This is a genomic window from Streptomyces olivaceoviridis (assembly GCF_014650115.1).
GTDB classification, from domain to species: Bacteria; Actinomycetota; Actinomycetes; order Streptomycetales; family Streptomycetaceae; genus Streptomyces; species Streptomyces olivaceoviridis.
This window is the reverse complement of record NZ_BMUI01000043.1, coordinates 23,508-47,051: the sequence shown is the minus strand read 5'-3', so window position 1 is coordinate 47,051 and position 23,544 is coordinate 23,508. Positions and strand designations below refer to the sequence as shown.

15 protein-coding genes and 5 pseudogenes are annotated in these 23,544 nt (G+C 70.3%); 12 read left to right on the top strand and 8 right to left on the bottom strand.

All coding sequences use genetic code 11. The annotated features are described in order from the left end of the window. The 3 genes and pseudogenes from IE273_RS39835 to IE273_RS39825 form a co-directional block, all read right to left on the bottom strand. Positions 1-563 (bottom strand): annotated as a pseudogene (locus tag IE273_RS39835) (SDR family NAD(P)-dependent oxidoreductase); the annotation flags it as partial. A 748-nt stretch (positions 564-1,311) separates the two neighbouring features. Next, the gene (locus IE273_RS39830; protein ID WP_189819989.1) at positions 1,312-1,707 is read right to left on the bottom strand and encodes a MarR family winged helix-turn-helix transcriptional regulator; all 396 of its coding nucleotides are present in this window, start codon (positions 1,705-1,707) and stop codon (positions 1,312-1,314) included. A gap of 110 nt (positions 1,708-1,817) precedes the next feature. Beyond that, positions 1,818-2,318: an LLM class oxidoreductase gene (locus IE273_RS39825; RefSeq protein ID WP_229888048.1), complete on the bottom strand. Its 501-nt coding sequence runs from the start codon at positions 2,316-2,318 to the stop codon at positions 1,818-1,820. Between the two features lie 271 nt (positions 2,319-2,589). On the opposite strand from IE273_RS39825, the pseudogene IE273_RS39820 reads away from it, so the two are divergent. Then, positions 2,590-3,044: pseudogene (locus IE273_RS39820) on the top strand (transposase family protein); the annotation flags it as partial. Between the two features lie 437 nt (positions 3,045-3,481). Here IE273_RS39820 and IE273_RS39815 read toward each other — a convergent pair. After that, positions 3,482-6,394, bottom strand: coding sequence for a carbohydrate binding domain-containing protein (locus IE273_RS39815; RefSeq protein WP_373309481.1), 2,913 nt, complete (start codon positions 6,392-6,394; stop codon positions 3,482-3,484). 222 nt (positions 6,395-6,616) lie between these two features. Here IE273_RS39815 and IE273_RS45405 point away from each other — a divergent pair. The 6 genes and pseudogenes from IE273_RS45405 to IE273_RS39785 all read left to right on the top strand — a co-directional run. Continuing rightward, positions 6,617-6,877: pseudogene (locus IE273_RS45405) on the top strand (transposase); the annotation flags it as partial. A 714-nt stretch (positions 6,878-7,591) separates the two neighbouring features. Beyond that, positions 7,592-8,440: pseudogene (locus IE273_RS39805) on the top strand (IS5 family transposase). Positions 8,441-8,589: 149 nt separating this feature from the next. Further along, on the top strand, positions 8,590-9,108 hold the full coding sequence (locus IE273_RS39800) for a hypothetical protein (protein ID WP_189819987.1): 519 nt from the start codon (positions 8,590-8,592) through the stop codon (positions 9,106-9,108). 223 nt (positions 9,109-9,331) lie between these two features. Beyond that, the gene (locus tag IE273_RS39795) at positions 9,332-9,493 is read left to right on the top strand and encodes a hypothetical protein (protein ID WP_189819986.1); all 162 of its coding nucleotides are present in this window, start codon (positions 9,332-9,334) and stop codon (positions 9,491-9,493) included. Positions 9,494-10,031: 538 nt separating this feature from the next. Next, positions 10,032-11,450 (top strand): APC family permease, encoded by a 1,419-nt coding sequence (locus tag IE273_RS39790; protein WP_189819994.1) that lies wholly within the window; start codon positions 10,032-10,034, stop codon positions 11,448-11,450. A gap of 50 nt (positions 11,451-11,500) precedes the next feature. Then, positions 11,501-13,138, top strand: a complete 1,638-nt coding sequence (locus IE273_RS39785; RefSeq protein ID WP_189819985.1) for an amidohydrolase — start codon at positions 11,501-11,503, stop codon at positions 13,136-13,138. A 39-nt stretch (positions 13,139-13,177) separates the two neighbouring features. On the opposite strand, the gene IE273_RS39780 is transcribed toward IE273_RS39785, so the two are convergent. Then, entirely contained in the window at positions 13,178-13,882 is a 705-nt protein-coding gene (locus IE273_RS39780) for a TetR/AcrR family transcriptional regulator (RefSeq protein WP_189819984.1), read from the bottom strand. 96 nt (positions 13,883-13,978) lie between these two features. On the opposite strand from IE273_RS39780, the gene IE273_RS39775 reads away from it, so the two are divergent. The 3 genes from IE273_RS39775 to IE273_RS45015 are packed head-to-tail and all read left to right on the top strand — an operon-like array spanning position 13,979 to position 16,429. Next, positions 13,979-14,740 (top strand): crotonase/enoyl-CoA hydratase family protein, encoded by a 762-nt coding sequence (locus IE273_RS39775; RefSeq protein WP_229888047.1) that lies wholly within the window; start codon positions 13,979-13,981, stop codon positions 14,738-14,740. Continuing rightward, the gene (locus tag IE273_RS39770; RefSeq protein WP_189819982.1) at positions 14,737-16,254 is read left to right on the top strand and encodes an acetoacetate--CoA ligase; all 1,518 of its coding nucleotides are present in this window, start codon (positions 14,737-14,739) and stop codon (positions 16,252-16,254) included. The genes IE273_RS39775 and IE273_RS39770 overlap by 4 nt, the downstream gene beginning before the upstream one ends. Continuing rightward, positions 16,184-16,429 (top strand): Lrp/AsnC ligand binding domain-containing protein, encoded by a 246-nt coding sequence (locus IE273_RS45015; RefSeq protein ID WP_308437084.1) that lies wholly within the window; start codon positions 16,184-16,186, stop codon positions 16,427-16,429. Before IE273_RS39770 ends, IE273_RS45015 begins: the two co-directional genes overlap by 71 nt. A gap of 103 nt (positions 16,430-16,532) precedes the next feature. On the opposite strand, the pseudogene IE273_RS39760 reads toward IE273_RS45015, so the two are convergent. The 3 genes and pseudogenes from IE273_RS39760 to IE273_RS39750 form a co-directional block, all read right to left on the bottom strand. After that, positions 16,533-16,985, bottom strand: a pseudogene (locus IE273_RS39760) (transposase); the annotation flags it as partial. 449 nt (positions 16,986-17,434) lie between these two features. Further along, positions 17,435-18,175, bottom strand: coding sequence for a competence protein CoiA family protein (locus IE273_RS39755; protein WP_229888046.1), 741 nt, complete (start codon positions 18,173-18,175; stop codon positions 17,435-17,437). A 127-nt stretch (positions 18,176-18,302) separates the two neighbouring features. Further along, positions 18,303-19,415 (bottom strand): epoxide hydrolase family protein, encoded by a 1,113-nt coding sequence (locus tag IE273_RS39750; protein WP_189819980.1) that lies wholly within the window; start codon positions 19,413-19,415, stop codon positions 18,303-18,305. 491 nt (positions 19,416-19,906) lie between these two features. On the opposite strand from IE273_RS39750, the gene IE273_RS39745 reads away from it, so the two are divergent. Together IE273_RS39745 and IE273_RS39740 are read left to right on the top strand one after the other, a co-directional pair. After that, positions 19,907-21,808 (top strand): hypothetical protein, encoded by a 1,902-nt coding sequence (locus IE273_RS39745; RefSeq protein ID WP_229888045.1) that lies wholly within the window; start codon positions 19,907-19,909, stop codon positions 21,806-21,808. Further along, positions 21,801-23,531 carry a SagB family peptide dehydrogenase gene (locus IE273_RS39740; protein WP_229888044.1) on the top strand — a complete coding sequence of 577 codons (1,731 nt, stop codon included), beginning with the start codon at positions 21,801-21,803 and terminating at the stop codon, positions 23,529-23,531. Before IE273_RS39745 ends, IE273_RS39740 begins: the two co-directional genes overlap by 8 nt. The last annotated feature ends 13 nt before the right edge of the window (positions 23,532-23,544 follow it).

The following is a 23,544-nucleotide window of genomic DNA, read 5'->3' as shown; positions in this document are numbered from 1 at the left end:
TGCCGGGGGTGGCGATGGGGCCGGGGGCGATGGTGTTGACGCGGATGCCGCGGGTGCGCAGTTCGTTGGCCCAGGTGCGGGCGAAGGAGCGGATGGCGGCTTTGGAGGCGCCGTAGACGCCGAAGGCTTCGTTGCCGACGCTGGCGGCGGTGGAGCCGGTGAGGATGACGGAGGAGTGGTCGTTGAGGAGGGGCAGTGCCTTTTTGGACGGTGAAGAGGACGCCCTTGACGTTGGTGTCGAAGGTGGTGTCGAAGTGTTCTTCGGTGACCTGTTCGAGGGTGGCGAATTCGCCGCCGCCTGCGTTGGCGAAGAGGACGTCGATGTGGTCTGTGTGGTCGGTGATGGTGGTGTAGAGGCGGTCGAGGTCGGTGAGGCTGGCGCTGTCGGCCTGGATGCCGATGACGTTGCCGCCGATTTCGGCGATGGCCTTGTCGAGGGTGTCCTTGCGGCGGCCGGTGATGTAGACGCGGGCGCCTTCTTCGCGGAAGCGGCGGGCTGTGGCCAGTCCGATGCCGCTGGTGCCGCCGGTGACGACGACCGTCTTGCCGTCCAGCTGTGTCATGGTGCTCTCCCTGGATCGGTGGCCCTGGGGACCAACACTCCGTTCAATGCTCAATCAATGTGCGTCAATAAAGATGACACATCAACTACCTCGGAGGGCTGCCGTCCGGTTAGCGTCACACTCGCCAGAATCACGCGCCGGAAGGCGTCACCTCACCTCCGCGGTTCCGTGGTGACGACCACCGCGGCATACGGAGTCCCTCGCCCACCGACCCTGCGCGGCGGCCGTGTCCACGGGCCATGAGTGAAACTACGGATGCCCCGTCGGCCCCAGAATGGGGAACACCGACAGACAGCCGCCGGACACCGGAACGCCGTACGGCCTTCCGGTGCCCGGATCGAGATGGAAGGTCGCCGGCTGGGGGAGGACGGGAGGTGTAAGCGCAACGCGGCTCCGCAGGGCCGGCTCCGTCGTGCCTCACGGAGCCGATGGCACTCGAGGTGGCAGCGGGGCCACCGGGGTGTGCGAGACATCTCGCACACCCCGGTCCGACGTGCAGGCACGGGTGACGTCCGCGGGCGGACCGCGGCCGACCATCCCGAACCCGCGCCGGGGCGCTGTCGCACCGGGACGACGAGCCGGCCGGCTCCTGTGAATCCGGGGCCGAACGGCGGGGACCTCCCAATGCCGGACGTGACCGCCCGTCCTGAACCCCGGCCCACGCTCGGACCTCGGGAGCAGATCCGGCGGCAAGCGTCCCCGAGACCGGTGCGACGCCCACCTGACCGCCCGGCTCCGGACCGTGCGCCTACGGCGTCCCGATGCGCTCGATGACCATGTCGGCGATCTCCGCCAGCAGGGCCGTCTGCCCGGGCGTGAGGTGGTCCCGGAACAGCCGGCGGACGGCCTCGACGTGGCGCGCCGCCGCCTCGATGGCCGCCCGGCCGACGGCGGTCACGATGACGTACGCCCCCCGCCCGTCGTCGGCGCGCTCCTCACGTATGACGAGACCGCGCTTGGCCGTGCGCGCGAGGTGGTGCGAGACCCTGCTCTTCTCCCACCCCAGCCCCTTGGTGAGTTCCATCATGCGCAGGCACTCGTGCGCGGAGCGGCTGAGCTTGGCGTGGACCGTGAAGTCGGTCGCAGACAGTCCGAACTCGCTGTGCGGGGACCGGCCGACCTGATTGATCAGGAGATCGTGCATGCGCAGGACACCGCGCCATGCCCGTTCCTCGACAGGGGTGATCCCGCGGGTTGTTCGGTCATGAGGTCACCCTATGAAGAAGTTGACGCATCATCCACCTGAATGCCATGTCAACCGGTGCCCGACAGCACCGCCGGGCGAGGCGAGGCGAGGCGTTCTGCGTCGGCCGCGACGGCCGACGCAGAAGGCACCTGCTCGGGGGCGGGCGCGGGTCGCGCTCCGGCCGTTCCGGCCGGTCGGCGGACCAGCGGGGCGAGTTCCGCCCACTCCGCGTGCGGCAGCCCCGCGCGAGGACTGATGGCATGAAGGGCGACGTGGGTGGCGCCGGCGTCGAGGTGTGCCTGGACACGCGCGCCGACGGCGTCGACGGTCCCCCGGGCGACGACGGAGTCGATGAGGCGGTCGCTGCCGCCGTCGGCGATGTCAGCCGCCGAGAATGGCTGGCGCAGCAGACTCTTCGCGTAGCGCCCCATGCCGATGAAGGGGGCGAGGAAGCTCCGCGCCCTCGCCCTCGCGCTCCGCGGATCGTCGACGACGACGTCTTGGTAGGGCGCGAGGAGGGGGCCGTCCGACAGGATGGCGCGCGCGTCGGCCGTGAACTCGGGAGTCACGAGGAAGGGGTGCGTGCCGGCACTGCGGCGGGCCGCGAGTTCGGTGAGCCTGGGCTCCAGGCTGCCACGAGCCGCTCACCGGCGGGTACGGGATCCGCCGCCGCGTCGAGGCGGTCGGGATAGCCGTTGAGCGCGGCCAGTGCCCGGTACGTCGCGCCGGGCAGCTTGGTCGAGCGGCTGGCCAGTTGGCGCGGGGCGGTGTCCGGGAAGAGGTGAAGCTCCTGGCAGATGGGTTGTCGACCAAGGGCAACCTGTCCGCCCGGAGCTTCACGTGCTTGTCTGCCCATCGGGGATCGATCTGTCCAGTTCGGCCCTGCGGTATCCGTCCCGCCGACTGGCCGCTCGGCGCCGGGAGCGGGGCACGCGGTGGCGCCGACTCCCAGCGGACCGGCAGGCCTGCTGGTCCTGGCCCACCTGCGGTGCGGGTATACCTATGCCCAGCTCGCGGCCGGGTTAGGGGTCGGGGTCGCCACCGTCCACCGCTACGTCGCCGAGGCGATCGAGGTCCTGGCTGCCCTCTCGCCCACTCTCACCACGGTCGCCCGCACCGCCGCACGCAAGGCGTTCGTGATCCTCGACGGCACCCTGCTGCCCATCGACCGGATCGCCGCCGACCGGCCGTACTACTCCGGGCAGCACAGGAAGCACGGCATGAACGTGCAGGACACCGCCGACCCGTTCGGGCGGCTGCTGTGGGCAAACCGTGGTCGAGCACCAGGAGCAGTGCTGGAAGCGGATGACGGCTCGGGGCAGAGGTGGTTCAGTAAGGTGGCCATCAGCCGTGTGCCGGAGGCGCTCAGCGCGTGGCCGCGGGCGGTCGCACCAGACCGGGCTGTCAATCACCCCGACAGCTGAGCGGAAAGGTCAGCAGGTTCAAGTCGCGGCTGAACTTCGGGGCCCTTGTGCCCGGAGCCGCTTCACCGATGGCATGAGACACCAGTGAAGCGGCTCGTTACAGATCGCGCCCGGAGCGCGGAGACGACACCGAGACCCTCCGGCTCTGTGGCTCCAGCGTCATCCGGCTCACCTCGCACGTCGCCGGAACAATCCGGTTCGAGCGCAGCGGGTCTTCGGTGATGCCGTGAGCCGGGATCCTGCACTCACTCACGAGGAGTGGTGCATGCTGCGGGGCGCGGCCCGCAGCATCCCGTTGCCTTGAGGCGTCACTTCAGGTAGGGGCCGTCGCTGCCGATCTTGCCGGGTCCGTTGAGTACGTATACCCGGAGGTTTCCCTTGCCCGGAGCAGTGACGGACAGCGAGCCGTTCGAGACGGTCTTCACGTCCCCGGTGACGGCGTCGGTGTAGGTGCCGTTCGGGATGCCGGTGTAGGTGGCGCCGCCAGTGACCGTGACGAGGGCGAAGCTGTCCGTGCTGCCGCTGGTGTAGCGGCGCTTGAACGCCATGCCCCCGGTGATGCCGTCGGTGGAGTACTGGCCCATCTGCAGGGCGGGAACGGCCCGGCGGATCTGGTTGAGCCGCTGGAGGTGCTTGACCAGGGGCTGGGCGAGGGTGTTGGCGACCTCGCCCGTGGCGGAGCCGACCTTGCCGAAGTCCGAGGCGGTGACCGTGCCGGCCAGGTGGTCGCCGTAGTAGGCACGTCCGGTGGAGGCGAGCGGGCAGGTGGGACCGCAGTCGATCTGCTTGCCCTTCTGGAACTCGATCTCCGAGCCGTAGTACAGCGTCGGGATGCCGCGGAAGGTCCACATCAGGGACATGTTCTCGGCCCAGGCATCGGTGCCGCCGCTGTAGCGGGTGCTCGACTTGTTGGGCCCGTAGTCGTGGCTGTCGACGTAGACGACGTTGTAGGTGGCGTCGTTGACGCTGTCGTCGGAGTCCTTGCCGTTGCTGTAGGCGTTCTGCGCGTCACTGAAGTTCATGTGCATGCGCATGTCGATGATGTTCATGCCGGAGGACTTCGAGTGGTCCGGGGCGTGGTAGTCGTTGCCGTTGAGGAAGGCGTTGGTGGAGGTGGGCTGGTTGCCGGTGCCGAGTTGTTCCTCGTAGTTGTACTGGTCGAGGGCCGCCTGGACGTCGTCGGCGCTGTAGTCCTTGCGTTCCTTCCAGGTGTAGAACTGGGCGGAGTGGTTCACGGACCCGCGGTTCCACTTGTCGTTGACGAAGGCCCCGACCTCGGCGAAGACGAAGAAGTTCGCCGCCTTGTCGGCCCCGAATCTCTGGGTGACCCGTTCCTGGATGGCGGGCAGGAAGCGGCGGTTCCAGGTGACCCGGGGGATGTGTACGGCCGTGTCCAGGCGGAAGCCGTCGACGCCCATGTCGATGTACTTGTCGTAGGCGCCGATGAGGTAGTTCTGCACGGGGGCGGACTCGGTGTTGAAGTCGGCGAGGTCCTCGTGCAGCCAGCAGGAGCGTGAGTCCTCGCCCTCCCAGTTGCCGATCCAGCACTGGTGGTAGTACTGCTTCGGGAACATTCCCGAGGTGGGGCTGGGCCACTGGCAGTTGTAGACGGTGTAGCCCTCCGCGCTCTTGCCGCCGGTGGGCTTGCCCCAGTTGACGCAGGTGTTGCCCGCCGGTTCGGTGGTGGACCACAGGTCACCGTTGTAGTACGACTTACCGGACTTGGGTTCCACGGTCAGACCGTCGTACTCGAATCCGTCGTGCTTCTCGTCGTAGTACCAGCTCCACTGGCTGTCGCGGACGCCGTACACGGTCGGCGTGAACAGGCCCTTGGCGCCCCAGCGGGAGCTGTGGTTGTACACCACGTCCTGGTAGATCTTCATGCCCTTGGCGTGAGCGGCGTTGATCAGGTCCTGGTAGGAGGCGCCGGCCGATTCCAGGCGCGGGTCGACCTTGTAGAAGTCGTAGCCGTGGTAGCCGTGGTAGTCGTAGTCCGAGCGGTTGAGGACCACGGGAGTGATCCAGACGGCGGAGAAGCCGAGGGCCTTGATGTAGTCGAGTTTGTCGACCAGTCCCTTGAAATCGCCGCGGAACATCGGGTCGTTGTTGGCCGCGTTGCCCGACTTCACGTCCTGGCTGCCGCCACGGTTGTTGGAACTGTCACCATCGTAAAAGCGGGCGGTGAGGACGAAGTAGATGGGATCCTTGCGCGGGTCGGTGCCCAGCGGAGCGCCGGTGGCGGGCTCCGGCGCCTTCTCCCCAGTGGTTGCGGAGGCCGCCGCGGAGGAGGGTGAGGTGTTGCCCGCCGCGTCGATCGCCTTGACGGTGTAGGTGTAGGCGGTCTTCTCCTCCAGCCTGGTGTCTGAGAAGACCGTCGAGGTGACGTCGGTGACGGTCGTGCCTCTGGTGCCGCCGGTCCGTGTGACCTGGTACTTCACCACCCCCGTGTCGTCGGTGGCCGCGTCCCAGCTCACCACCACGGAGGTGTTGGTGGCGCTTGCGGTGACCTTGGTGGGGGCCGTCGGGGCCTGGGTGTCGGGGAGCGCCGCGGCGCAGGGGTCCTTCGCGTCGGGGGTGACCTTCTGGTCCTTCACGGTGGAGGCGCCCGTGACGATGGTGTAGTCGGCACTGTTGTTGTTGTCCCAGACGCCGTTGCCGTTGTTGAACGCGGCCTTGAGCGAGGTGGCGGTGCCGATGTCGAGGGTCTTCTTCCACCAGCCGGTGCAGGCGGGCTCCATGCCGACTCCGGGGGCGGCGGTCCACGAGCCGCCGGCCGGGGCGTAGTGGATATTGGCGGTGGTCCAGCCGGTGGTGGCCGTCGAGTAGTAGACGGTCGCCTCGTTCCCGGACCCTGTGCCGGTGTCCGCACAGGGATCGCTGTGAGCGATCACGCCGTCCTTGACGGTGACGGTTCCGGTACCCAGGGCGTAATTACCGCCGCCGTTGTTGTCCCAGACGCCGCCGCCGTTGTTGAAGGTGGCCTGCAGCCCGGTGGCCGAGCCGAGGTCGACGGTCTTCTTCACCCAGTCCGTGCAGGCGGTCTCCATCTGTGTACCGGGGACGGTGGTCCACGACCCGCCGTCGGGAGCGTAGTGCAGGTAGGTGGACGCCCAGTTCTTCGTCTTCGTGTAGTAGAAGACGGTCGTGGTGCTGGAGCTGGCGGCCACCGGCTGCACGGGGGTGGGTGGGGACTGCGACGGTCCCGTGAGCAGTCCGATCACCGCCGTGGCCGCGGCGGCCGCCGCGAGCGCGGGCCGTAGTCGGTGGAGTCGCGGTCCTGCGCTTGGAGGAGCTGTTGACCTGAATCTCACGACATCTCCCAGGCTGGAGTGGGAAGTTGATGAAAGCGGAGTCGGTAACTTGCTGCAAGCGCTTGCGATGACAGAAGCTACAGGGACATGACAGTCAGGTAAAGGGGTGTGCCAAGAGGTACACGCTCGGAGATGACGCACAGCCCTCTTCGGTGCCTAGCTCGTTTGCGCGCCCGCCATTTGAGTCGTAGGCGCGACCAGGCTCCAGAATCACGGGAGAAGCAGCGGCTGGCGCTGAACGTCCTGGACGAACTGGCCGGATGGCAGCCGGTGCCGCCGGTCGTGGTGGCGGATGCCTGTTACGGCCAGAACGCCGACTTCCGCGCTGGCCTGACCCAGCGGGGGATCCGTTACGTGGTCGGCATTCGCGGCGATATCACCGTTCAGCTGCACGGGGTGGTCCTGCGTGGCCCCGCGGTGCCTACTGTAGTGACCATGGCAGCAGGGACGCTTGCTCTGACCGCCTGCGGTACCCAGGGAGGCCAAAAGGCCGACGCGCCCTCCTCGCCACGCTCCTCGGTAGCTGCCGAGGCAGCGCCCAAGCCGCCCAAGCCGCCCAAGCCGCCCAAGGCGGCCGGCGACCTCAGCAAGGCAGCACAGGAAGCGGCCGCCCAGCGCGCGGCCGCCGCTCCCAGTGGTGATCCTGTCAGCCCGACGAACACCGCTGTCCCGGATCCCGCAGATTATGGGTTCGGTAAGGCCGCGGCCACGGCGGCGCGGGGTGAGGTCATCGCGTACACCCCTCGCCTGGAGTCCGGACGAGAGGTCGTACCGCTGACCATCCACAACAACGGGGACAAGCGGATGACGTACACCGTCACCCTGACGGTCGTGGGCGGTACGCAGAAGTCTCCGTTCTCGGTGACCGAGAAGGCCGACGGTGTCTGGCCGGGCACCACATGGCCGACCAAGACGGACATCACTGCCTCCGGCCTCAAGGAGGCGGCGGGCGGCTCGAAGATCAGCCTGAAGGTTGCCAAGGCCGACCCGTTCGCTGACGCCCACTGACTGGGCAGGCACTCCTTCCGCTTAGAGAGCATCTGATCTAAGTAGTTGGTAGTTAGGGATGATTTTGTGACGGCTGGTGTGGGCTGCCGTTAGGCGAGTGTGAGTGCTCGTCGTCCCTACCGCAGTGATGTGTCCGATGCCCGCTGGGCCTTGATCGAGCCGGTCTTCTCCGCCTGGCGGGCGAGACGGACCGGACCCGGCACGGCAGCTCGGGTGCACGACCTGCGGGAGATCGTCAACGCGATCCTCTACGTCAACCGCACCGGCATCCCATGGGAGTACCCGCCGCACGACTTCCCGCCGTACAAGACCGTCTACGACTATTACGCGAAGTGGGAAGCAGACGGCACCACCCAGCAGGTCCACGACCTATTACGCGACAAGGCCCGGCGGGCTCACGGCCGCAGCGCGGAGCCCACTGCGGCCGTGGTGGACGCGCAGAGTGTGAACCTCGGCAAACGTCGCCGAGACCAGCCAGGGCATCGACGCCGGCAAGAAGATCAAAGGGCGCAAGCGGCATCTGATCACGGACACGCTCGGTCTGGTGTTGGCCGTCCTGGTCACCGCCGCGAACGTGCACGACACCACCGGCGGCAGACTTCTGCTCGATGACCTGGCCGCGGCGCATCCCAGCGTGACCAAGGTCTGGGCCGACGGCGGTTACCAGAACAGCATCTTCAACCACGGCGCCCGGCTGGGCGTCGATATCGAGGTGGTGCAGCGGCCACGGGTGAAGGGGTTCGAGCCGCTGCCGAAGCGGTGGGTGATCGAGCGGACCTTCGGCTGGCTGATGCAACACCGTCGCCTGGCGCGGGACTACGAAGCCCTCCCGCAGAGATCCCGGACAATGATCCACTGGGGATGGCTAACAAAATGTCCTGCGAGCTGACTGGAGAATCCGTACCAACCTGGCGAATCGAAACGGACATCCCGCCTACATCGGCGTGAACATTGACATATACTCTCTTAGCCGCTGTTATTGGGGTGAACCTGGGTGCTGGGCGGGTGGCGGTTCCGGGTCCGTGCGAGGGCGGCGTCGAGGGTGGGGTGTGGGACGAGTCTCCGTCCCGTTTTCCGCCTCGTGAAGGGACTTCCTCATGCCCGGACTTCCGCCGATCGGTGCCGAGATTCCCTGTAGCTCGATCGCCGTCGGCACCCTCTTGCAGATCGGGTCCGACACGGTCCAGGTGGACCTGAAGGGGGGTTTCAAGCACCGCGTCGAGGTCAACCCCGACGACCCGGTCAACAGCGTCCGTATGCAGCTGGTCGGGCTCAGGTATTCGGCGGAGATCCCCGGGGGCGGCACCGTCACGCTCGAACAGCACGACCACGACGCCGACCCCAAGGGCCTGCTGACACAGACGCAGCAGTTCCCGCCCCGGTACGAGCACCGCGTGGACTTGAGCATCTGCACCCTGACGGTCGAACGGCCCGGCAGTGACCCGCTCGTGCTCACCCCGAAGGGCGAAGCCGCGCTCATCGGCTGGCTCACCCAGTTCCCCCCGAGGGGCGACCTGTACCAGCTCAAGGCCCCGGTCGAGTTCGTCGACCCGGCCAAGCCCGACGACATCGCCGCGGTACTGCAGAAGTTCCCCGCGAAGGTCGGCGGCCTGTAGCCGCCACGCCAGCACGAAGCGCAGGGCCCGGCCGACTGGCCGGGCCCTGCGCTTCGTGGGTTGCGCCCCCCACGGGCGGCAGAGGTGAATGTGCCTACCCCAGGGAAGGCGTCGGGCGCGTCGGCTGCCCGTCGTCAAACGATGGGCGAGCCTTTTCTTGCAGGTCAGGGCCGTGTGGCGTGGCCTGCAGGCAGCAGATATCAGGGTCATCAGAGCCGGTCAGATGTACCGCTACTACTCGCGCGAGACCGTCGTCGGCGACGGCCGCCGCCCGGCACGCACGCCGCTGCGCGAGGCCCAGGAGCAAGCTGGTGTCCCGGCCGGGCGATGGATGGGCCGCGGCTTGGCCGTGCTTGGGCTGACGCCGGGTGAGGAGGTCACCTAGTGAGGAGGTCACCTAGTGAGGAGGTCACCTAGTACTGCAACGGTGTTTGTACTGAGTGCTGGGCAGTTTTCAGGGGCTGTGTCCGCGTCGTTTGTAGTGGCTGATGCGGGCTTGGTGTTGGCGTCGGCGGCGCCAGGTCGACCAGTGCAGGACGTGGCCGATCGGGGTGGGACGGCGTGCGCTGCGTGACCAGGGCTGCGCAGTGCGGTGTCCGCGTGTAGCGCGCCGACCGATGCCCACAGCGCCGGATCCATGACCGACAGCGCGGTGCTGATCCCGGTGACGCACGCCAGCCGCGGAGGGGGCCGGGGGTGGCATGGGACACCGAAGGCACCAAGCGCAAGATCCTGGACGCCGCTGCGGCCGAGTTCGCAGCGGCTGGCCCCTTATGACAACAGCATTGACCTGTTTCGGCCCGCCCCGGTTTCATGGCTCGCACTTCCCCACCCCACACCCCTAAGGCGGTGATCCCTTGGCATCGACGGAGAAGGCCACGGGCAGCGGTCCGAGAACCGGCGCGAGCGACCCCCAGCACTCCATGCACCGGTCCCTCGGCCTCCTCGACGGCGTGGCGATCGCCGCCTCCAGTACCGCCGCGACCAGCAGCATCGGCATCGGCCTGGGCCTGATGGCCGGGGTCGTCGGGCTGCACCTGCCCGCGATCATGCTGCTGGCGTTCCTCCCCGTGCTCGCCATTGCCGGCGGCTACGGCCGGCTGAACACCGCCGAGCCGGACGCCGGCAGCAGCTACCGCTGGGTGGGCCGCACGCTCAACCCCTGGCTCGGTTTCCTCACCGGCTGGGTGAACACCGTCGGCACGGTGGTGTTCATGGCGTACACCACGACCGTCACGGGCTCGTCGATCGTCCAACTCCTCGACCTGGTGCACCTGCACAGCGTCGCCGGCCTGCGGCTGGATGCCGACTCGACCGTCCAGTGCACGCTGATCGGCCTGACCGTCCTGGTCGGCGCCGCGCTGGTCGCGGTACGCGGGCTCGACCTGGCCGCACGGCTGCAGAAGACGCTGCTGGTCTTCGAGTACGCGGTGCTGCTGGCCTTCTGCGGGTACGGGCTGTTCGCCGGCGACCAGCCGTTCTCGCTCCAGTGGTACGACCCCTTCGCGATCCCGTCCCTGGAGGCGCTGGCTCAGGGCATGGTGCTCGCGGTGTTCTGCTACTGGGGCTTCGAGTCGGTGTTCAGCGTCGGCGAGGAGGTCCGCGACCCGCGCGACGCCTCCCGGGCCGGGACGGTCGCCCTGGTGGTGATGCTGCTGTTGTTCCTGCTCGCCGGCACCGCCTTCCAACGGGTGCTGCCGCTGGACGAGTTGGCGGACAACGGCGCGCACGGGCTGACCTACTTCGGGGCCCGGCTGGCCTCGCAGCCGCTGGCCGCGCTGCCGCTGATCGCGCTGATGTTCTCCGCGGTGGCCTCGCTCCAGTCCTCGGTGATCCCGACCGCCCGCGGCCTGTACGCGATGGGTCGCGACGGCGTACTCGGCCCCGTCTGGACCCGGCTGCATCCCCGCCACCGGACGCCCTCCGCGGCCACCCTGCTGATCACCGGCGTCGCGGTCGCCCTGGCCCTGTGCGCGGTCGCCATTCCGACCGTCAACGACCTCATCTCCGCCGCCGTCAACGCGATCGGCATCATCGTCGCGCTGTACTACGCGCTCACCGCCGTAGCGGCCGCCGTCCGCTTCCGTCACCTGCTGCGCACCAGCCTGCTGGAGGGCCTGCGGGCGGTGGTCGGTCCGCTGCTCGGCGCCGCGGCGCTGCTCGCCGTCGGCGCCTACCTCGCCTGGACCTTCTACGACTCCGCCGACCATTTCGGACTCGCCGCCGACAACGGCTGGTTCGAACTCTCCGTGGTGGTCCTGGTGATCGTCAGCGGTCTGCCGGCGGCGGCCTGGGCGCGCTGGCGGCGCCGCTCACCGTACTTCCTCGGCGACATCCGCTAGTCGCGGGCGCCTCGCACCATCCCGTACTACCCGAGAACGGAGCACCATCCATGACCAAGGCCGATCTGGTCTTCACCCGAGGGCCCGTGCACACCGGCGACGCAGCTCGAACCCGCGCGAGCGCCCTGGCCGTGAGCGGCGGGCGGATCACCGCCGTCGGCCACGACGAGGTCCGCGAACTGATCGGTCCGGGCACCGAGGTCGTCGACCTCGCCGGAAAGCTGCTGCTCCCCGGTTTCCAGGACGCGCACATCCACGCCGTGGGCGGCGGCACCGAGCTGGCAGCCTGTGACCTCACCGGCACCGTCGGCGCCGCCGACTGCCTGGCACGGATCCGCGCCTACGCCGAGGCCCACACCGACCAGGAGTGGATCACCGGCAGCGGCTGGTCGATGGAGAGCTTCGACGGCGGACTGCCGACCCGGCACCTGCTCGACACCGCTGTCCCCGACCGCCCGGTCTACCTCACCAACCGCGACCACCACGGCGCCTGGGCCAACACCCGGGCCCTGGAGCTCGCGGGCCTCGACCGCGACAGCCCCGACCCGGCCGACGGGCGGATCGAACGGGAGCCGGACGGTGCTCCCAGCGGCATGCTCCAGGAAGGCGCCACCGCCCTGGTCGCCCGGCTGATCCCGCCCGTCACCACCGCCGACCGCCTCGCCGGGCTGCTGCGCGCACAGCGGCTGCTGCACTCGCTCGGCATCACCGGTTGGCAGGACGCCCTGCTTGGCGAGTTCAACGGCATGCCCGACCCTTCCGACGCGTACCTGGCCGCCGCCCGTTCCGGCGTGCTGACCGCCCGGGTGACCGGTGCTCTCTGGTGGGAGCGCGACCGGGGCGCCGAACAGATCCCCGAACTTGTCGAACGGCGCGCGGAGTTGACGCACCGCAGGTTCCGGGCCGGCTCGGTGAAGATCATGCTGGACGGCATCGCGGAGAACTTCACCGCCGCCATGACCAGCCCCTACCTGGACGGCTGCGGGTGCGCCACCGCCAATTCCGGCCTCAGCTTCGTCGATCCGCTCGCCCTGCGCGGCCACGTCAGCGAACTCGACGCGCTGGGTTTCCAGGTGCACTTCCACGCGCTCGGCGACCGGGCGGTTCGCGAGGCGCTGGACGCGGTTGAGGCAGCCCGCGCCGCCAACGGGTGGCGCGACACCCGCCACCACCTCGCGCACCTCCAGGTGGTCCACCCGGACGACGTGCCGCGCTTCGCCAGGCTCGGCGCCATCGCCAACATCCAGCCGCTGTGGGCAGCCCACGAGCCGCAGATGGACGAGCTGACCATCCCGTTCCTCGGCCCGGAGCGGGCCGCCTGGCAGTACCCGTTCGGCGCGCTCCAGCGGGCGGGCGCCACGCTGGCGGCGGGCAGCGACTGGCCGGTGAGCAGCCCGGACCCGCTGGCCGGCCTGCACGTGGCCGTCAACCGGCGCCGGCCCGACGCCGACGACGACCGGGTCCTGCTGCCCGAGCAGCGGCTCGACCTCGCCTCCGCGATCGCCGCCTACACAGCCGGGTCGGCGTTCGTGAACGGCCACGACGACGCCGGCGTGCTCGCCCCTGGGCAGGTGGCTGACCTGGTCGTCCTCGACCGCGACATCCTCACCGGCCCGCCCGCAGAGATCGCCGCGGCGCGGGTGCTGCGGACATACGTCGGCGGCGAACTGGTCCACGCCGCCGACTGATCCCACCCGCGGCCCCGAGCCGGCGGTGGCGCGCACCGCTCAGCGCGCCGCCGCCAGCCGGGCCTCGGCGGCGTCCAGCAGCAGGTCCAGCGCGAACTGGTAGGCGCTGCGTCCCATGTCGGCGGCGAGCAGGTGCGCGGTGGCGGCGATGTGCGGGTGGGTCCCGGCGTCAAGCCTGGCGTAGGAGGCGTGCCAGACCCGTTGGTCCGCCGACTGCGCCGCGGCCGGCAGGGCGAGCGCGGCGGCGTCCAGCACCGCGAATCCGAGGCTCTGGTCGACGAACGCGTGGTAGATCCGCACCGCCTCCCGGTCGGGGAACCCCGCGGTGCGCAGGATGCCGAGGATCGCCTCGACGGCGGCGATCTCGTGGGTGCGCCCGGTGGTGCGGTGGGCGGCGAGCAGCGCGGCCTGCGGGTGAGCCCGGTAGCCGGCGTGGATCCGCAGGCCGATCTCCCGCAGGTCGGCCCGCCAGTTGCCGGTGGCCTGCCAGCCGTCCTGGGCGCGGGCGATCAGTTCCTCGGCGATGGCGAGCAGCAGATCGTCGGTGCTGTGGAAGTAGCGATAGACCGCGCTGGGATCGGCACCCAGCGCGGTGCCGAGCCGGCGGACGGTGAGCGCCTCCGCACCCTGCTGCCCGACCAGCCGCAGCGCCGTGTCGACGATCAGTTCGCGGGAGAGCACCACTCCCTGCTTGGTCGGCCGCCGACGGCGCCGCTGGGGCTCGGGCACTACGCGTTCGTTCATCCCCGCAGCGTAGGACAACGCAATTGACGTAGTACAGATTCCCGATAGTTGACGAGCCTTCCCTTGAGGTCGCTTTCCATCGAACACCGCGACGGCGTGGCAATTCTGACGCTCCGTCGCCCGACCAAGCGCAATGCCCTCGACGACGCCACCGTGCTGAGTTTCGAGGAGTTCTTCCGGAAGCCGGGCGCGGACGTCCGCGCCATCGTCCTGGACGCCGAGGGTGATCACTTCTCGGCCGGGCTCGACCTCGGCGAGCTGACCGAGCGCTCCACCGAGGAAGCACTGGAGCACTCGCTCATGTGGCACCGCGTCTTCGGCACCATCGAGGCCGGGCGCGTCCCCGTGGTGGCCGCGCTCAGGGGCGCGGTGATCGGCGGCGGTCTGGAGCTCGCGGCCTGCGCACACATCCGCGTGGCCGAGCCGTCCACCTTCTACGCGCTGCCCGAAGGACAGCGCGGACTCTTCGTCGGCGGTGGCGGCTCGGTCCGGGTCCCCCGGCTGATCGGCGCACACCGGATGGCGGACATGATGCTCACCGGCCGCGTCCTGGGCGCCGCCGAGGGCCACGCCGCCGGCCTCTCGCAGTACCTGACCGAGGAGGGCGGGGCGCGCGCCAGGGCCCTCGAACTCGCGGAGCGGATCGCGGCCAACGCGCCGCTGACCAACTTCGCCGTCCTCCAGGCACTCCCCCGGATCGCCGAGGCATCGCCCGCCGGCGGCCTGCTGCTCGAATCCCTCATGTCGGCCGTCGCCGCCGGCAGCCACGACGCCCAGGAGCGGATACGGGCGTTCCTGGCCGGACGCGCGACGAAGGTCACGGCCGGACACGGCTCGCACGGAAAGGACGACCGATGAGCGAGATCCTCAGCACCCCCGGCCCGACGGTCAGGGACGAGTCGGAGATCGGCCGCTACCTCCGCTGGCTGGAGTCGGAGCGACAGCTGAGCTTCCCGGACTACGACAGCCTGTGGCAGTGGTCCGTCACCGATCTGGACGGCTTCTGGTCCTCGATCTGGGCCTTCTTCGACGTCCGCCCGCACACCCCGCCCACGGCCGTGCTGCGCCGCCGGTCCATGCCGGACGCCGAGTGGTTCGCCGGCGCGACCCTCAACTACGCCGAGCACGCGCTCGGCCGTGACGAGGACCTCGACGCAGTCGCGCTGGTCGCCCGCTCCCAGACCCGCGCACCGGTCGAGCTGACCTTCGGGGAACTCCGCGACCAGGTCGCCCGGGCGCGCACCGGGCTGCTCCGCCTCGGCGTTGGCAGGGGCGACCGGGTCGTCGCCTACCTGCCGAACATCCCGGAGACGTTGGTGGCCTTCCTCGCCACCGCGAGCATCGGCGCGATCTGGGCGGCCTGCGCGCCGGAGTTCGGCCCGCGCAGCGTGGTCGACCGGTTCGCCCAGCTCGAACCGAAGGTGCTGCTGACCGTCGCCGGCTACCGCTACGGGGACCGCGACGTCGACCGCCGCACCGAGGTGGCGGAGATCGTCTCCCGGCTGCCCACCGTGGAGAGGGTCGTCCACGTCCCGTACGGACCGAACGCCCTCCCCGACGCGCTGGGCTGGACGAAGCTGTTGGCCGAACGGGCCGAACTGTCCTTCGAACCCGTGCCGTTCGACCATCCGCTGTTCGTGCTCTTCTCCTCCGGCACCACCGGCGTCCCCAAGGCGATCGTCCACCGGCACGGCGGGATCCTCCTGGAGCACCTGAAGAACCACGCGCTGAGCTGGGACCTGAAGCCGGGCGACCGGATGCTCTGGTTCAGCACGACCGCCTGGATGTTGTGGAACAGCCTGGTCTCGGCACTGCTCGTCCGCGCCTCGATCGTCATGATCGACGGCAATCCGGTCCACCCCGACCTGCGGGAGCAGTGGCGGATCGCGGAGGAGACGGGGGCGACGCTGATGGGCGTGAGCCCCGGCTACCTCATGGCCTGTCGCAAGGCCGGAATCCGGCCCCGAGAGGAGTTCGACCTGTCGCGGCTGCGGCAGCTCGGCTCGGCGGGCAGCCCGCTCGCCGCCGACGGTTTCCGCTGGGTGGCCGAGCAGTTCGGGGACCAGGTCCTCCTGAACGTCGGCTGCGGCGGTACCGACGTCTGCACCGGCATCCTCCAGGGCGGCCCGCTCCAGACCGTCCGCGCCGGAGAGATCTCCGGCCCCTGCCTCGGGGTCGCCGCGTACGCCTACGACAGCGAGGGCCGGCGGGTCGTCGGCGAGCTGGTGATCACCGAGCCCATGCCGTCCATGCCCGTCGGCTTCTGGGGCGACGCCGACGGTTCCCGCTACCGGGCCCGAGATCCGCCTGCTCGGCGCGACCGACAGCGACGAGATCCAGGGCATCTCCGAGAGCATCCCGGAGATCGATGAGAGCCACAGCATCGCCGGCACCTCCGACGCCCTGCTCAAGCTCCGGGTCCGGGACGTGAACCATCTTCAGCAGGTGATCAACGCTGTACGCCGGACCGGCAAGGTGGAGGGCACCAAGACCTTCATCATCATGAACACCTGGACCCGCGCGACCGAGCAAGCCGGCACCCCGTAACCCCGAAACGGCATCACGCCCGAGACTCGGAGGCCATCCGCCTGTCGACGGCAGGCTTGTTCAGCCGAACAGGGGGGCCTTGACCCCGAATCCTGGACACGGGTTATGCGGCTGGTGTCAGCGTAGTTGATGTTGTTTTGGACGCTGTCTCGTGGGCGATCGGGCTGCGTTGTCCGAGGCTGGAGTGACGGCGTCGGGTGTTGTAGCGGTTGAGCCAGTGGAACGCGTCGAGGCGGGCCTCGCGTTCACTGGACCAGTGCTTGCGGCCCTGAAGTGTCTCGCGTTTGAACGTTGCGTTGAAGGACTCGGCGAGCGCGTTGTCCGCCGAGCTGCCGATCGCGCTCATGGACTGGCGGACGCCGGCTTGCCGGCAGGCGTCGGCGAAGGCCCGGCTGGTGTACTGGGCTCCGTGGTCGGTGTGCATGACCGCTCCGGCGAGGCTGCCGCGGGTCCGTTCGGCGGCGGCCAGTGCGTCGGTGACGAGACCGGTGCGCATGTGGTCCGCGATCGCCCAGCCGGTAAGACGGCGTGAGGCGAGGTCGATGACGGTGGCCAGGCGTCCGGCCACGTGCCGGGTGGGCCAGGTCAGCGATGCGCCGGCAAGCCTGAGGTTTCCGGCGCCTGCTGTGGCACTCGCTACCGGAGCGTGTATTGCCCGCTGGGCCCGCCGTCGAACGCTCACTCGCTGCCGGAAGGTGCTGCGGTGGGATCCGGGGCTGGGCGTTGATGCGCAGGAAGGTGCAGCGCTTGGTCGTCGGGTTCAGCACCACGACTCTCAGCGGGGTGCGTGCTGCGGCCTGGATGCGGGCCAGCCAGGTCTGGCTGGGCACCAGGGTCGTCAGTTCCGCCGGCCACCGGGCGAGTGCCTGAGGGTCGGGGCACACCACACCAGCGAGCTTGCACTCACGGCCCGGGTGGGGCCTGCTGTAGACGCCGTTCGCAGGCAGCGGCATGCGCGGCGGCAGACCGGCGGGCCTGCTCGGCGGCCTGGCACGCGCGGCGGCATCAGTGTCGCCTCCAGCCGAGCGCGGGCGGCCGCCAGTTCCATGTACGCAGGGGCCGTCCAGCACACCGTTCCGCCCGGCCCGGTATGGAGGTGCACACGCCCTTCGAGTGTCCATCGGATCGCATCCACGAGCGGGCAGGTGATGTGGCTCCAGCCGGCCTTCGCGGCCAGCGTGCGCAGGCCCAGGTGTAGCGCGCCAGGCCGTGCCGCACCAGCTGGCCCGCGGCTGTTCGGGTGGTCCACCGCAGCGAGGACACGGCCCGTTGGCACGGCCGCCCGTGCAGCCCTATCCAGCACACCGCCACACCGTCGTGGCCATAGCGGTCCGTACGCATTCGCACCTCGTTGGGCGTCATCGGCGACAGCTGCGCTTCCAAGGCCATGAACGCATGGCCCTGCTCATCGAGGACCAGCACATCGGCACGCCAGTTCCTCGTCTCGCCGGCGACCTCGAGCTCTGTCCTCCACCCCGCCGTCCGGGCGGCGGTGGCCAGCTCCAGCTCCAGCAGGTGGTGTTCCGCGGACTCGTTCGCCGGCTCGCACTCGCCCGGCCGCTGTTGGTGGTAGAAGTGCCGGGCGTGGCGTGAGCAGACCCGAGCGAACACCTGGCCCTCACACTCCGGGCATGCCAGATGCAGCCCCTCGATCCGGTGAACGTCCTCCCAGGCACAGCCGCACCCGAGATCGTCCAGTGACGCATCCAGCCGCCCCCAGTCGGCGTGGACCGCGGTGAACCCCATCCGCCCTCCCCAGGCGTGCGGTGTCGAGGGGCTGCGGACGGGTCGGTGAGTTGATCCCCATGTCGGACGGCGACCTTTCTGGCCGGTGGCCGGCTTGCGGGTGCGGCCGGCACGCAGGCCCTGACGTTCACAGGGCCGCGAACCTCTGCTTCGCCAGGTCAACTGCCGTGCGGATGCCGGTGGCGTACTCCGACGGGCGTTCCCAGGCCGCGAAGTGACCGCCGGCCGCTTCCTCGGTCCACGAGCGGACGTCGAAGAAGCGTGCCGCGAACTCGCGGGGCGCGTTGACGAGGTCCTTCGGGAAGATCGTGAACGCCGTGGGGACGTCGATGCGTCCGCTCGGTTTCGCCGCGCTCTCGGCGTAGGGGGTGAAGGAGGTGCCGATGGCGCCGCTGACCCAGTACGCGGTGATCCAGGTGAGCAACTCGTCGCGGTTGAACACCGTTTCCACATCACCGCCGCAGTCGGTCCACGCCCGTAGTTTCTCCAGGATCCAGGCCGCCAAGCCCGCGGGCGAGTCACCGAGCGCCACTGCCAACGTGTGCGGCTTGGTGGCCTGTTCGTGCATGTAGCCACCCTCGGTGGCTTGCCAGTGATGACCGCGCCGGGTGTACGCCCGCTCCGCGTCGGACAGGTCCTGTGGCGGGTCCACCAGGAAGCGGTACTGCGACACATCGGTCAGGTGCAGGGCAGCCACGCGGTCGGGGCGAGCAGCTGCCAGCGCCTCGGCGACGTCACAGCCCACATCGCCCGCGGACACGACGTACCGTTCGTAGCCGAGCTCGGTCATCGCGTTCGCGATCGCCGCGGCCATGGCCCCGGACGACATGCCCCGGGGGGCGACGGGCGCGGCGAACGGAAAGCCTGGCAGGGCCGGGACGATCACGTGGAGGTCGGACAGCAGGGGCCAGACTTTCTCGAACCGTAGGACGGAGTCGGGCCAGCCGTGGAGGAGCACCACCGCCACCGCGTCGGTGCGCGCGGCTCGCAGATGGACCGCCCGCACAGGTGTGTCGGCCAGGCCGGCCAGGGCCCAGGGCAGGTTACGGATCCGGGCTTCGTGCGTGCGCCAGTCGTAGGAGCGGGCCCAATGGGCGATCAGGTCCGCGAGGCGGACGCCGTCGACACCGCGCGCCCATCCGAACCCGGCGGGGACATCGACTCGGCGGTAGCTGCGCAGGCGTGCGCGCAGGTCCTCGAGTACCGACTGCTCCACGACTGGGGGAGTGGCGTGTTCCATGCTGATCATGCTCGGTCGTCATCTCGTTCGCTCGAAGCGACACTGATGCGCGTCCCGGCGATGTTCCCCGGGACGCCTTCTCCGGGACAACTGCCCGGTGGGCGTGAACGGCGACGAATGACCTCCCGGAGCGGACCGAGACCTTGTGCCAGCAGTGCGTTCGCGGGCGAGGACAGCGGCCTGGCCCCGGTCATTTACGAGTTGGTGCGGGATAGCGGGTGAGGCGTGTCTGGCAGCTGGCATGATCCGGCTGTGGCGTTCATGGTCGATCGAGCGGTGCTGGCGCATCAGCTGTTCACGGGTATCACTCGGCGTCATCTCGCGCGGTTGATCGGGGGTCGCCCGGGTCCGTGCCGCACGGTGCCCGAGTGGAGGTGGGTCATGGGTGGCTCCTTCGGTATTGATCCTGTGGCAGGTTCTTCGGTGGTCCCGTCAGGACGGGCGGGGCGATGGCCGTGACAATCGCCAGACCACCGAATCGGAGGCTGGCGATGCGTCCCAAACTCAAGTCCGACGTGCTGTACGTGCCGACCGACAACGGAGTACATGTGTTCGGGGCGGGAGCCGATGTGGCCCTGCGCGGCCGGGCCGCCTATCAATGGCTCGACCGGCTCGCCCCGCACTTCGACGGCCGGACCGAGTTGGAGGACCTGGTGCGGGGCCTGCCGGAGGAGAAGCGGCAGATCGTGGGCGCCCTGGTGGAGCGGCTGCGCGCGGCCGGATGCGTCCTGGACGCCGCCGACGACCTCCCGCACGGCCTGACCGACCGGGAGCTGGAGACCTACGCGGCCGAGATCGCGTTCGTCGAGTACCACCTCGACTCCGCTCCGAGGCGGTTCGAGACCTACCGCGACAGCGAGGTCGTCGTAATGGGTGCGGGCCCAGTGTTCGTCTCGCTGGTCTGCTCGGCGCTGCACTCCGGGGTGCGGCGGCTGCGGGCGGTGCGGACGACGGAAGCGGCGACGGACTCGGGGCGGCTGACGGAACTGGCCGCCGAGGCGCTGCACCGCGACCCGGACCAGGAAGTGGAGCATGCCGTCTGGTCCCCGGAGGAGGAGGCAGCGGCGGCCCGTGCCGATGTCGTCCTGCACGTCGTCTCCGCCGGTGATCGCGTCGATCGTGCGGTGCGGCTGGACCGGCTCTGCCGGGACTCCGGCGCCCTCCTGGTGCAGGGCCTGGTCCTCGCCGACGTCGCCTGGCTGGGCCCGTGCGGCCCCGGTTGGGCGTCGGCCTGGTCCCGGCTGGGGGCGGCGGGGCCGTACCGGTCCAGCCGCTTCCTCGGCGGGCCGGCCGCTGCCGTCGTCGCCGGTCATCTCGGACTCGCCGCGTTCAAGGCCCGCACCGGGATCAGCGGTTCCCACGAGACGGAGCTGACCCGTATCGACCTGGAGACGCTGCGCACCTCAGCTCACGCGTTCCTGCCCCACCCGGACGCCCTGGCCGTGCGCCCGGAGCGGGAAGAGGAGTTCGTCAGCCGGGTCCGCGCGCTCCGGGCGGCCGGACCGGTCGGCGAGCAGGAGTTCTCCGCGCGTGCGGCGCGCTGCTTCGATCCTCATCTCGGGGTGCTGCGCAGCCTGGAGGAAGGTGAGTTCACGCAGGTGCCGCTGAACGTCACCGAAGCGGTCCGGCCCACGGACGACGGTGCTCCGCGTGTGTTCGGCGCCGGGACGAGTTTCGCCGGGGCCCGCCGCGCGGCCGCCTTGCGCGGAATCGCGGCGTACGCGGCACGGTTCACCGACCCGCGCCGCGTGGACGCGGACGCCACCGTGTGGGGTTGGGACGTCGCGGACGGGTGCGCGCGGCGCGTTCCCACGTCCGTGGCGTCGGGCCTCGGACCCGGGGTGGCGGCGCGGCTCGGCTGGGACGACGCGGTGACCGACGGGCTGGCCCAGCACTGCGTCCGGCTGGCCGTTGCGGACGTGGCCGACGGGCGCGTCGAGCCCGCCGGCCTGGACCTCGCCACCGCCGTGCTCGACGTCCGCGCGAAGTCGCTCCTCGGTCTGCTGCGGGCGGCCGGGGGATCGGTCCGGGTGGCCGACGTGGGGGGCGCGCTCAGGGTGCCGGTGCTGGCCTGGTGGCAGGGCGGCCGTGCGGTGGCGGCGACCTGCGGTCCGGACGCGGTCGCGGACGGTCTGGAGCGAGCCCTGCTCGACCGGCAGGCCGTCATCACCGGCGAGCCTGCGTACGCGCCGCCGACCGTGGCGGGGTTGGGGTCACCGCCCGGGGAGGGACCGGCGGCCGGTGCTCCGTGGCCGTCCGCACCCGGGCCGGAGCGCATGGTGGACTGCCTGCGGGCCCGCGGCCTGCGACCGGTGGCCGTGCCGCTGGACCACGACCCCGCCGTGCACGAAGTGCTGCCCTCCCTGCTCCGGGTCGTGGTCCTCGATGACTAGCACCGCGGACCACGGCGCCGGGGCGGCGCACGGTGTGGCCGACGCGGACGCCGACACCGTCGGACTCCGCTTCTGGCACCGCACCTTCGAGGGCGTCCGGGAACTCTTCGCGGAGGGCCACGGGGAGGAGGGCGGGGCGGACGATCCGCTGCCGGCCAAGACGTACCGCGGTCTGCCCCGGCACCCGTTGAGCGCGCCGGCCCGTGCGGTGGGCGACGCGCGATGGTCCTTCGCCTCCTTCCGCCGGGCGCACCCCGGCGGTGCGCCGTGCCTGGACCGTCTCGACGAGCCCGCCGTGTCGGTGCTGCTGCACTGCGTCTACGGGATGGGTCGCATGGAGGTGGGACCGCACGCCGTCTGGCCGTATCACCGGCTGGTGGCCTCGGCCCGCTGCTTCTATCCGGTCGAGCTGTATCTGTGGACGGCGCGACCGGCCGGCGAACTGGGCGCCGGCTGCTACCACTACGACCCCGCGCACCACGTCCTGACCAGGCTGCGGGAGGGTGGTCTGCCGGATGTGCTCCTCGCCGCCGTCGGAGTGGAACGGCCCGCCGCCGTGGCCCCCGGAGCGCACGACGCTCCCGACGCCCTGCTCGTGGCGGCGGTCTGCTTCCGCAAGGCGGCCTTCCGCTACCGCGACTACGCGTACCGGCTGTGCGCCCAGGAGGCCGGTATGACGGTCGGCAACGCCCTGCTCGCCGCGGGCGCGCTCGGGCTGCGGGCCCGTGTGCACCACCGGTTCGACGACGAGGTCGTCAACCGGGCTCTGGGGCTGGACGCGTCCGAGGAGACCTCGGTCGCCGTCCTCGATCTGCGCACCGGTCCACTGCCCGCGCCCGTCCCGGCCGCGCAGCGTCCCGCACCTCCCCCACCGCCGGCCGGCGCCGCCCGCAAAGCGTCGCCAGCCACCGCCCTGCCTGCCATCCGGGCGGCGCACGTGCGGACCAACGCGGTTGATCCCGCCGCCTGGTCGGGACTGCTGGAAGTCGACCGGGCCGCCAGGCGGACCTGGGCGGCCGGGCGCCCGGCGGTGGACCCACGGGCCTTCCACCTCCCGGCCGGCGTGCGGGGCGGTGAACGGCAACTGTCCCTGGCGACGCCGACCGAACCCGGCCCCGGCGAGATCGAGTTGGCCGCCACGCTGCGGACTCGTGACTCCGGTGGCCGGATGTTCCTGCCGGGCGGGGATCCGCTGCCCGTGCACCGGCTCGCCTCCGTTCTGCGGCATGCCCTGGAGCCCGTGCCGTCCGATCACACCAGCCGGGTCTGCCGCCCGCTCGTCGACTGCCATGTGCTCGCCCTCCGCGTCGACGGCCTCGACACCGGGCTGTACCGGCTTCACCCGGCCCCCGCCCCCGTGCTGGCGCGCGTGCCGGGACCAAACTGGCGCGGCGTCCTCGCGATGCTCTGCGACCGGACCCCTGCCGTGAACTCCGCGAAGGCCGACGCGATCGTGTTCCTGACCGTGAACCGGGTCGAGGGGGAGCGGGCGTTCGGGGCCCGCGGTTACCGGATCCTGCACCAGGAGAGCGGGATCGTGGCCCAGCGCATCAGCGTGCTCGCGGCCGCAGTGGGACGCTCTGTGCGCATCACCAACGGCTACCACGAGGGAGTCGTCCGCGAGTTGATGGGTGTCGCCGACCCGGCGTACGTACCCGTGTTCTGCATGGCCGTCGGCCGCCGCAGGGCCACGGCGCAGTACGAGATGCCGCTGACATGGTGAACCGCGGCTCCCC

Coding starts and splice junctions, on each gene's coding strand:
- IE273_RS39830 (WP_189819989.1), bottom strand. CDS start 1,707: ATGCACGATCTCCTGATCAATCAGGTCGGCCGGTCCCCGCACAGCGAG.
- IE273_RS39800 (WP_189819987.1), top strand. CDS start 8,590: ATGCCCGGACTTCCGCCGATCGGTGCCGAGATTCCCTGTAGCTCGATC.
- IE273_RS39795 (WP_189819986.1), top strand. CDS start 9,332: ATGTACCGCTACTACTCGCGCGAGACCGTCGTCGGCGACGGCCGCCGC.
- IE273_RS39790 (WP_189819994.1), top strand. CDS start 10,032: ATGCACCGGTCCCTCGGCCTCCTCGACGGCGTGGCGATCGCCGCCTCC.
- IE273_RS39785 (WP_189819985.1), top strand. CDS start 11,501: ATGACCAAGGCCGATCTGGTCTTCACCCGAGGGCCCGTGCACACCGGC.
- IE273_RS39780 (WP_189819984.1), bottom strand. CDS start 13,882: ATGAACGAACGCGTAGTGCCCGAGCCCCAGCGGCGCCGTCGGCGGCCG.
- IE273_RS39770 (WP_189819982.1), top strand. CDS start 14,737: ATGAGCGAGATCCTCAGCACCCCCGGCCCGACGGTCAGGGACGAGTCG.
- IE273_RS39755 (WP_229888046.1), bottom strand. CDS start 18,175: ATGGGGTTCACCGCGGTCCACGCCGACTGGGGGCGGCTGGATGCGTCA.
- IE273_RS39750 (WP_189819980.1), bottom strand. CDS start 19,415: ATGGAACACGCCACTCCCCCAGTCGTGGAGCAGTCGGTACTCGAGGAC.
- IE273_RS39745 (WP_229888045.1), top strand. CDS start 19,907: ATGCGTCCCAAACTCAAGTCCGACGTGCTGTACGTGCCGACCGACAAC.
- IE273_RS39740 (WP_229888044.1), top strand. CDS start 21,801: ATGACTAGCACCGCGGACCACGGCGCCGGGGCGGCGCACGGTGTGGCC.